General features: G+C 65.5%; 11 protein-coding genes and 1 pseudogene. 11 read left to right on the plus strand and 1 reads right to left on the minus strand.

All coding sequences use genetic code 11. From position 1 onward, the window contains the following. Positions 1–719 (minus strand): annotated as a pseudogene (locus ASJ79_RS32160) (hypothetical protein); the annotation flags it as partial. A 100-nt stretch (positions 720–819) separates the two neighbouring features. Between ASJ79_RS32160 and ASJ79_RS12020 the strand changes: the two are divergent. The 11 genes from ASJ79_RS12020 (at position 820) to ASJ79_RS12070 (ending at position 9,033) form a co-directional block, all read left to right on the plus strand. Beyond that, positions 820–1,365, plus strand: coding sequence for a hypothetical protein (locus ASJ79_RS12020; RefSeq protein WP_067955389.1), 546 nt, complete (start codon positions 820–822; stop codon positions 1,363–1,365). A gap of 7 nt (positions 1,366–1,372) precedes the next feature. Then, a complete protein-coding gene (locus ASJ79_RS12025; RefSeq protein ID WP_067955391.1) occupies positions 1,373–2,239 on the plus strand; it encodes a hypothetical protein in 867 nt (288 codons plus the stop codon). After that, the gene (locus ASJ79_RS12030) at positions 2,236–3,228 is read left to right on the plus strand and encodes a hypothetical protein (RefSeq protein ID WP_067955392.1); all 993 of its coding nucleotides are present in this window, start codon (positions 2,236–2,238) and stop codon (positions 3,226–3,228) included. The genes ASJ79_RS12025 and ASJ79_RS12030 overlap by 4 nt, the downstream gene beginning before the upstream one ends. Continuing rightward, positions 3,225–3,446, plus strand: coding sequence for a hypothetical protein (locus ASJ79_RS12035; protein WP_156448390.1), 222 nt, complete (start codon positions 3,225–3,227; stop codon positions 3,444–3,446). Before ASJ79_RS12030 ends, ASJ79_RS12035 begins: the two co-directional genes overlap by 4 nt. A gap of 17 nt (positions 3,447–3,463) precedes the next feature. Continuing rightward, entirely contained in the window at positions 3,464–3,832 is a 369-nt protein-coding gene (locus tag ASJ79_RS12040) for a hypothetical protein (RefSeq protein WP_067955396.1), read from the plus strand. Further along, positions 3,832–4,935 carry a hypothetical protein gene (locus ASJ79_RS12045; protein ID WP_067955397.1) on the plus strand — a complete coding sequence of 368 codons (1,104 nt, stop codon included), beginning with the start codon at positions 3,832–3,834 and terminating at the stop codon, positions 4,933–4,935. The genes ASJ79_RS12040 and ASJ79_RS12045 overlap by 1 nt, the downstream gene beginning before the upstream one ends. Further along, positions 4,935–5,447 carry a hypothetical protein gene (locus tag ASJ79_RS12050; RefSeq protein ID WP_067955399.1) on the plus strand — a complete coding sequence of 171 codons (513 nt, stop codon included), beginning with the start codon at positions 4,935–4,937 and terminating at the stop codon, positions 5,445–5,447. Before ASJ79_RS12045 ends, ASJ79_RS12050 begins: the two co-directional genes overlap by 1 nt. Before the next feature lie 8 nt (positions 5,448–5,455). After that, positions 5,456–6,307 carry a hypothetical protein gene (locus tag ASJ79_RS12055; protein WP_156448391.1) on the plus strand — a complete coding sequence of 284 codons (852 nt, stop codon included), beginning with the start codon at positions 5,456–5,458 and terminating at the stop codon, positions 6,305–6,307. Beyond that, positions 6,304–7,392, plus strand: a complete 1,089-nt coding sequence (locus tag ASJ79_RS12060) for a hypothetical protein (RefSeq protein ID WP_156448392.1) — start codon at positions 6,304–6,306, stop codon at positions 7,390–7,392. The genes ASJ79_RS12055 and ASJ79_RS12060 overlap by 4 nt, the downstream gene beginning before the upstream one ends. A 115-nt stretch (positions 7,393–7,507) precedes the next feature. Continuing rightward, positions 7,508–8,323 (plus strand): PE-PPE domain-containing protein, encoded by an 816-nt coding sequence (locus tag ASJ79_RS12065; protein WP_067955406.1) that lies wholly within the window; start codon positions 7,508–7,510, stop codon positions 8,321–8,323. Positions 8,324–8,547: 224 nt separating this feature from the next. Beyond that, the gene (locus ASJ79_RS12070) at positions 8,548–9,033 is read left to right on the plus strand and encodes a hypothetical protein (RefSeq protein WP_156448394.1); all 486 of its coding nucleotides are present in this window, start codon (positions 8,548–8,550) and stop codon (positions 9,031–9,033) included. The last annotated feature ends 17 nt before the right edge of the window (positions 9,034–9,050 follow it).

Here is a 9,050-nt window from a genome sequence, read left to right on the forward strand (position 1 = left end):
GTGAACTGCAGATCGCCGTAGTCGGTGTCCCACGAGCCGAGGCCCTGCTGCTGGGCCCAGCCGCGCAGCGCGTCGAGGGCGGCGGTGACCCGTGCGTCGTCGACTTGAATGCAGCGATCCAGGGTGGCGTCAACGAGTTCCTGAACAACGCGCTGTCGCTCAATCCCGATGCCCGCACGTGGTTCGGCACGCTGCTGCAGCGGATCAAGAACAACAGCGCGGGCGCTGCGGCGACTGAGCACCCGCTCTACGTCGTGCGCACGGGCCTGCTCAAGGACTCGTCGCCGCTGTTCGTCAAGACGGTGCGCATGACGACCGTCGGCCAGATGATCACCGAGATCACCCCGGCCTACGGCGTAGACGTGCGGGTCTACCTGTGGCGGCCCGGCATGCCGCAGCCCGACGGGTACGCCAACCTCGACCGGCCGACCTACGTCATGGTCGTCAAGGACCGCAGCCAGATTCAAGGTCCGTTCAAGAACGTGCTCGACTCGGCGCTGCGCCTGGTGGTCGATACCCAGGGCTCGTTGCTGGGCAGAACGCTTGACCCGCTGCTGAATCCGAACGGCGAGTACGCGCCCGAGGGCCTGCACATCGCGCCGAGCCTGGGCGTGAACTTCGTGCCGCCGTACGCGGTGCTGATCACGCCGGACAAGATCGTGGCCGACGGCGAGGTGGTGCGTGATCGTTCGCCGCTGATCAGCTGCAAGATCAAGCACTCCACCCCCCTTGGGTGGCAACACATTATCGGCGGAAAGAGCCCCAAGTGGTTGGTCTGTGCCCCACCGGGAAACTGGTGGGGCACAGACCAACTGAACATTGAACGACCTGATCAACGCGTGGCTGTCATTCGTGATCGACGCGGCGATGATCATCATCGGATTCACCGGTGTGCCGAGCAACCTGCTCGACGGCTTCCTCAACGATGCGTTCTTCGCGTTCCAGCTGATCCAGCACTACCAGCGGCGCAACGACGTCGGGCCGTACCACCCTGCAATCGAAGTCGTCACCCCGACGAACTCGTCGCCGTACAACATCGAGGCGCTGTTCCAGTTCATCCAGGTGCTCTGGGCCTCAAGGGGTTACACGACCGCGATCGCAACGTTCCGCGGTCAGAACGGTCCCTACAAGCTCTACCGCGACATCTTCCCCGGCGCGCTGGCCACGCTGGTCTACGCCTCGCGCACGAAGCTGTTCACCGATCACATCGAGCTCGTCAAGTTCCACGCCAGCCGCACCAAGCGTGAGCTGACGCTGCAGCTCGGTGACGGCAAGCCGCTGGAGCACTACTCGCAGACGCTGCGCCGCAACGTGAGCGAGTTCTGGGCCGGTCTCAACTCGCTCACTCTCACCCCGAATTCGTAGGAGACACATGCCATTACAGCCTGTCGCCACTGCGCGCGAGGTCGTCGACGAGTTCGGGCGCACGTGGATCGAGGTCGATCTGGCGCGGTTCCGCATGCTCAAGGACTCCAACCCCGAGTCGGGCATGTACCTGCTGATCGCCGCGCCGGCCGGCGGTCTGGGCGGGTTCGCCGCGCTGGCCGAAGGTCCGCCCGGAAAGTCGCCGTCGATCATCCTCAACAGCTTCGAGGAACTGCCGTCGAACCACCCGACGCCGGGCACCGCGAGCCTGACCGAGATCGTGCCGGCCACCGACGCGGCGGGTGCGGTGTACGCGCTGGACCTCGCGATCCGGCGCGGTGCGGCGGGGGAGCCCGGCGCAGCGATCATCACACCGAGCGACTACGGCACACCCACCCCGGGCCAGTTCCTCATCGTCAACACCGCGGGCACAGGGTTCGCCCTCGGCACTCCGAAACTGGGCGGTGTGCATCATCCGGCCGAGATCTCCTCGGCGCCCAGCGGTACCACGGGTTCGCCGTTCACCGTCGCGGTTGTCAACATCGAAGAGGGCACCTACGCCAACGACTTCAAGCTGATGCCGCAAGGCGAGTGCCGCGTCGAAGGTGCGGGACCATCGCTGCGAGTCAACTTCGTCGCACGTCTCAACGCTAACGACGGCCCGGTCATCGGCATCTGCCGCGGCGTCGGTGGAACGTCGAAAGAGCGCCTGAACATCAGCGGTTGCTCGGGAACAGACGATTCGCTCAGCGTCATCAACGGCGGCGAGGGTGCGACGGTGTTCTTCAACACCGAGCGGCAGTCGGGCAGCCTCAACTCGTACTCGGCACTCGACGACTACATCAGCTGCTCAGTCCTGGTGACGCAGGCGTGACCGAGGGACCCGATTGGGGGCCGACGTTCAAGCGCGTCGCCCAGGTCCCCGGCAAGTCGGCCGGCAGTAAGCAGCAGCTCACTGAAGCTGAGCTGTTTGCGCGCAGCGCCGAGATCAACCGGCGCAACGCGGCGAATCTCGCCGTCGCCCACGGGGCGGTCGACACCGGACCTGACTTCGATCCGTGGGGGTGGTTCTCGGGATGGTCGACCGACCTGCAGAACTCGATCACCGCGAACACCGAGGCGATCGCCAACCTCGAAGAGATCGCCGCGGCCACCAACGTCACCGCCGCGTGGGTGTCCGACCTCGAAGACATGGCGACGATTCCGCGCGCTCTGGTGAAAACCACTGCACTGACGGGCAACTCATCGGCACCGAAGTTCCGGGACATTCTCGACTACGACTCGGTGTCCAGCAGCGGCACGTCGGAGTACCGGCTGCATCGCGGCATCTGCCCGACGATCCGCCCCGTGAAGGTGACCGGCTCTTCGCAGGGTCACATCTACTACACGCCGATCATCGTCGACAGGCGCGGCACCGTGGACAGGATTCGGTGGATCGTCGGCGCCGACACCTCGCTGTTCTCGATCAACTACTACGAGATGGCGCTGTGCATCTACAACCCCGACACCGGCGACGTCGAGAAGGTCTGGGGCTCAGGCGACATCAAGGATGGTGCGGCGGACACTACCACGCTGGCCGAGGTGTTCGTGTCCATGGGAATCGACCAGGAGTGCACCCCGGGGCAGATCCTCTTCGTCGCGCATCAGCAGACGGCACCGAGTGCCCTGCAGGTGACGCGCCGATTCGCCGCCATAGACCAATTGAACAAGGCGCGCACGGTCCCGCTACTGGACGCAGCGTGCTACGTCGCGCAGAACCATTCGCAGGGCATCCCCTCCTCGATCAGCTTCGCTGCACTGTCCCGCGAGAACCGGTTCCTGCCCTATGCGGCGGTGTCGGTGAACGCGCTGGAGAGCCCGTGATGACACCAGACGAGATCGCCGCCCTGGCTGCCGTGGCTGACACCGATGGCCCGTACTGGTGGCGCGACAGCAACGGCGACTGCTACGCCACCGCCGACTACGACGAGCAGTCCACCGACACCTACCTGCTGTACGCCTCCCCGAACTGGATCGCGCAGTGGGACGGGGACTGGCAGGCCGCCTCGGACGCTCTCGCTGAAATCGCCGCCCAGACCTAGAGAGAAGGGATTCTCACATGCTTTCTGAGTACCTCCGCAACGGCATCGTCGACAGCATCACGCGTAACAAGCCGCTCGTGGTGCCTGTGCTGGCGGCCCAGCTGCACGACGGCGTCCCGGGCACGTCGGGCACGGACAACACGGTCGACGTCGAGGAGGACCGCGACCAGATCACCGCGGCCGAGGCTGTCGACGGCGTGGGGATCAACACGGGCGCTGACGCCACGTGGGTCAGCGAGGAGGGCGCGACCGTCGCGTACATGAGCTTCCACGACGCGCTGTCGGCGGGGAACTTTCTGGGCTACGAGCGTCTCGACCAGCCGGTGACGGTCGCCGACGGTGACACCATCGCGCTGGCGACGTTCCGCATCGAGGTCGACGACTGATGCCGGTTCAGTTCGACTCGACGTCGAGCGGCCATCTGCTCGTCGGCTCGGGGACGACCTCGGGTGACATCGAGCGGGAGCACAACGTCTCCACGCAGGCCCGCGACCGGGTGCTGGCGGCGATGTGGATGCTGTGGACGGGGGAGGCCGACACGACCGGCGCGACGTTCGCGGGGGAGTTCGGCGGCCAGCCGATGGTCGAGCACGAGGCGGTGCGGTTCGATTCCGATAAGTGCTACTTCGGCGTGCATGTGCTCGAAGATGCACCGCGCGGTTCGCAGGGTTGGGTGGCGTCGTTCTCCTCGATGCCGACGGAGTTCCTCAGCACCCGCAACTTCATGGCCATCACCGAAACCTATTCGGGCTACGAGGAGTTGGCCGCCGCGATCTCGGCCGTCGGCGGGTCCACGCTGAACAACACGGTCACGGTGCCCTCGGTGCGACCGGCTCACCGCGTGCTGTCGGGTCACGCCGTCGGCAAGCTGCGCGGCTTCACCAAGGACGGCTACACGCTCACCAAGCGCAAGTCAGAGACCATGCTGGGCGGCGGTGCGCTGCTGGTCGGCGACGCACCCGGCGATGAGTCGGTTGTGGCCACCGCGGTGCACAACGCCGCGTCGGCGAACTGGGGCGCGATCGGGTTCGCCCTGACTCCGAGCATCGTCGAGATCGGCGTGACGCTGAAGATTCCGGTGAGGCTGCGCGCGTCGATCATGGCGCACCGGGAGTTCATTGAGCCGCACCCAGACCGCGAGTACATCGTCCCGCCGGTCGGCTCGGCCGATCCGCGCATGCTCGCCGGGAACTTCCGGGTGAGCAACGACGGCGTGGCAATGCCGCAGTGGAACAAGGATCTCGACGACACGCTCGAATACACGCTGCATTGGCAGAACCACCTCGCCGACGACGACGAGATCGTGCACGTCGAGCACACCACCGAGGGGTCGCTGCGTGTGCGGTTCGAGGCCTTCCGTCCCAACGCCACTCAGGTCTGGCTCTCGGGTGGCTCGATCACCCGCAACCACCCGGTGCGCGTGCGGCTCACCACCAAGCTCGGCCGCCGCCATGACCGCACGTTCTGGATTGCAGGGGTGAGCAACTGATGGCACTGGTCACCATCACCGGCGACACGATCCGCGACGGCTCAGGCCGCAAGGACAACCGGCCCTGGTACTTCACTCCCGAGGGCTACCAGAACGGCAATCCCGGCGTCGTCACACCGCGTCGCTCAAGGCCGCTGATCCCGAGCAACGGCGTGCTGACGGCCGAGCTCGAAGGCGGTATCAGCGGCTACATCGAGAACCCCGATGGACAGCGGTGGCTCGTCACGATTCCGCTCGTGGACAGTCCGCTGTGGGAGGTCATCGAGGCGGGGGTTGCGTACCCGCCAGATACCTCCCAGGCCCGCCTGGCCGCGGCTGTGGGCCTGTATGTCGAACAGCACGCCGGTGAATTGACGATCGATGACGTCCAGGCCGACGAAGACGGCAACCTCCACTTTTTCTACCGCGGGGAACTGGTGGCCACAACGTCACTGCCGCTCTCGTCCAACCTCACCGTCGTGACCGATGAGCACGGGACAACCCTCTATGCGAACGGAGAACCGCTGGTATGACACGCCATTTGGCCGCTGACGAAACGCTGCCACCTCCGCGATGGCCAGACTCCGGCCGAAACCGGGGCGGATTCCAGCCCCCAGAGGTGCTTTTCGACGATAACTTCGACCAGGGGTTCTGCGGATGGCGTGACCACCAGGGCGCCGCCTTTGCCTACGCGCCGCTGTCACGGACCGCGCTCCGGACACTCGACGGGTCATCCCACTCGCTGGTCCTTTCAACCGGTGCGCGACCGAACTCCTCGGCGAACATTCCGCACGCCGAAGTCAGCGCGTACAAGAACCTGTCGCGCTGGGTGGATTCCGGCCTGGTGAAGTTCGAGACGTGGATTGCCCAAGGTGGCGCCGACCTCGACAACAGCCCGAACAGTTGGTTCATCGGCATCGATACACAACGGTGGGACAACAGCTCTCGCGGATTCTTCAAGCTGAGGTTCCGCAAGTTCACAGGATCGGGCGAAGCCCCCGTGAGGTCAGATCAGTGGGCGCTTACCAACGACGTGGGCAGCTTTGTGAACCTGTCGCCGAACCCGCCCAATGCCGGCGACAACGAGAACAAGATGAATTTCAACTACATCGCGCTGACAGTCGATCTAGACACCGTCGTGTCGAGCGACGGTGCCCCGGGTAGCTACCACGAAGCCCAGGTCGGTGCCGACGTGTATGACCTGACCGGACTCGGCGCGGGCCGCGGTAAGCAGAACCCGCAGATCGGCTCGTCGGTTGGAGCCGGATCTTTCGCCGGTGGCCTGAACTTCGGCATCGGCATGACCAACAACACCGTTCACACCGCGGCCGGCCCGTCATGGTTGCTCGTCGGCCGCGTGCGTGGCACCTGGTACCCGAGGAGTGGGGCGTGACCGTTCATCGAACTTCCGTCATTGTCCATGACATGCCGGTCAACGCCGCTGGCACGGGATCGTTGGCGCACGGTCAGCCGGAATGCTGGGTGGACTTCTCCGAGGCATCCGCGAACGGACTCACGTGGACACTCGACGTGCACGGCGTTAAGGGGTCAATGGATTCGTTCAAGCTGATGGCGAAGTTCCAACTCGGCGTGATGAACATCAGCGGAGCGGGCTACTCGACGTTCCGCTGGTACGACATGCAGCCGGAGCAGATCGCAAAGATGATCGCGGAGGGCGTCGACTGGTATGGCGGCGTCGCACCGCCGGAGTTGGAAGCCAACCCGTTCATCCATCCGCAGGTGCTGGCCACTACCGGCTACTCTCTCGACCTGGCGTCCGGCGGTGGCGCAGCCTCCAGCTCCGTGTCATCGGGGGCCGGCTACGGTGGCCGCAATGCCTACCGCGGAACATTCACCACGGCATCAACCGGGTACAACGGCGGGATCAGAGTGTCTGACTCTCAAGGCATTCTCGTCGCCGCCAACGAGCAGGGGACATTCTCCTGGTATGTCAGGTGTTCCAAGCAACAGCGACTTCGCCTGAAGATCGGATACTACGACGAAGGTGGCAGTCTTCTTGACACCAAGTACGGGGCCAGCACGGTAGTCGCAGCGAGCACACTCACTCGCCTGACGTGCACCGCGACGTCGCCGGCCAACACGCACCACATCTTCATGTCGGTGGTCTCGGTTACCGGCGACGGCGCCTCGCTGTGGCAGGTCGGCGACTGGGTGGAAGCCTCGGCGCCGTTCTACCGCCCCGGCACCGCCCCGGGTGGCTATTTCGACGGCGACAGCACCGACACAGACGAGATCGCCTACGCGTGGACCGGCACCGCAGGAGCATCCAGCTCAACGAAGACGACGACCATCACCTCGAGTGCCAATGTGATCTGCAGGGACACCGATGCGTTGCCGCTAACGGTTTCTCGCACGATTCGCCACTTCGGACAACTCGTGCGCATGGTGATCTGGCCAGTGATTGCCGGTGGCGATGCTGACGCAGCGGTCGTCTACAGCCTGGCTACCTCGTACTGATGATGATCAGAGCACTTCGCCTCGTCGTGATCGCTACCGCGATCGCGCTCACCGCCGGCATCGCGGTCGCCTACTGGTGGCCCTGCGTCGGCCCGTTCCCCGAGAGCGCCTGGCCATGACCGTCCCCGTCTACTGCCTCGCGGGCATGTCGACCAACCCGCGGATGCGCAACGACCACCTGGCCGCGCAGCTGTTCCGCACGCCGTACACGCGGCGCGACCTGATCTACCCCAACCGCACGGTGCCGCTGTCGAACATCGACGTCGCCGTCGAGAAGGTCGCCGACATCGCCACCAAGCCCGGCCGCAAGATCTTCTTTGGCCACTCGGCCGGTGCCCGGGCGCTGTGTCGCTACCTACGCACCAACCCCGACATCGACGTCGACGACAACGTGTTCGTCCTGACCGGCAATCAGGAGCGCAAGTACGGCGGCGCGTCGGTGGTCGGGCTGATGCCGGCCGACTACGGCGGCCCTGGCATCCCCGAAGACTGCCCGTTCCGCGTGTTCGACGTCGCGCGGCAGTACGCATTCCCGGAGGACTGCCCGACGCAGCGCACGAGCAAGGCGATGGCCAACGTGTGGGCCGAGCTCAATCCGCTGAAGTTCCGCCCGGCGTTCCACTCGGATTACTCGGCGGTGCGGATCAATGACCCGGCCAACGCGGTGCACATCGAGGGACCGACGAACAACCATCACTACATCCTGGTGCCGAGCGCGGTCATGCCGCAGTGCATCAAGCTGTGGTGGGGACCGGAGCGGGAAGCGTTGGAGGACGCCAAGATCCGCGCCGAGGTCGAGAGCGCGTACGAGCGGCCGTACACGTCGCTGCCGGTGGCCGGTGCCAAGTGGACCGCGCCGGGCGCCGGGGTTACCGCCGCGGGCCAGGCCGTGCGCCAGGCCGCTGTGCCCGTGTGGGATCCGTGGGCCTGATCCGGCTCGACCGGTACGCCACCGACGGCGACCAGTTTCACAAGCCTCGGCACGGTGCGTGCCCGCTCGCATTGTGCGGGCGGCCCGCGATCGAGCACCCGTGCGTTCGGCACCGGTTCGCCGCGCTGGTCGCGATTCTCACCGGCTGACCACCAAATGACCTGCCCCCTGCTGACTTCCCCGCAGCAGGGTCACCAGCCATGCCCCCGAAAGGAATAGCCCCCATGGCAGACAGAACCGTCTACGGCCGAACTCACTCCGAGAACGGCTGGCGCATGGTCGATCAAGGATCGTGCCGCCACGTGCTCATCCCAGGCACCAGCGTCCGCATCTGGCTCCGCGAAGGCCAGCCCGAGAAGATCCTGGGTGCGTTCGCCGCCGACTTCAACGCCCACGTCGAGCCGCTACGCCAGGAGGACACCGGCGGCTGGACCGCGACGAACGACGTCGCGTCGAGCAACCATCTGTCTGGTACCGCAATGGACCTCAACTGGCAGGGTCCGAACAAGTCTCGGTTCCGGCTGGGCATCACTGAGCAGCAGGCATACCCACCACCGAAAGACGCCCGCCTGCGCGAACTGCTCGCGTTCTACGAGGGCATGGTGTTCTGCGGCGGCAACTGGTTCTTGGCGATGCGGGTTCTGCCTGAACCGGCCGGTAAGCTGGCCGGTCGTGACCGAAAGCCCCGCAGCTGTCATGCGGCTCTATGACACCTTGTCTGGCGGTG

The sequence above is a fragment of the Mycobacterium sp. NAZ190054 genome (assembly GCF_001545925.1).
Lineage (GTDB): Bacteria > Actinomycetota > Actinomycetes > Mycobacteriales > Mycobacteriaceae > Mycobacterium.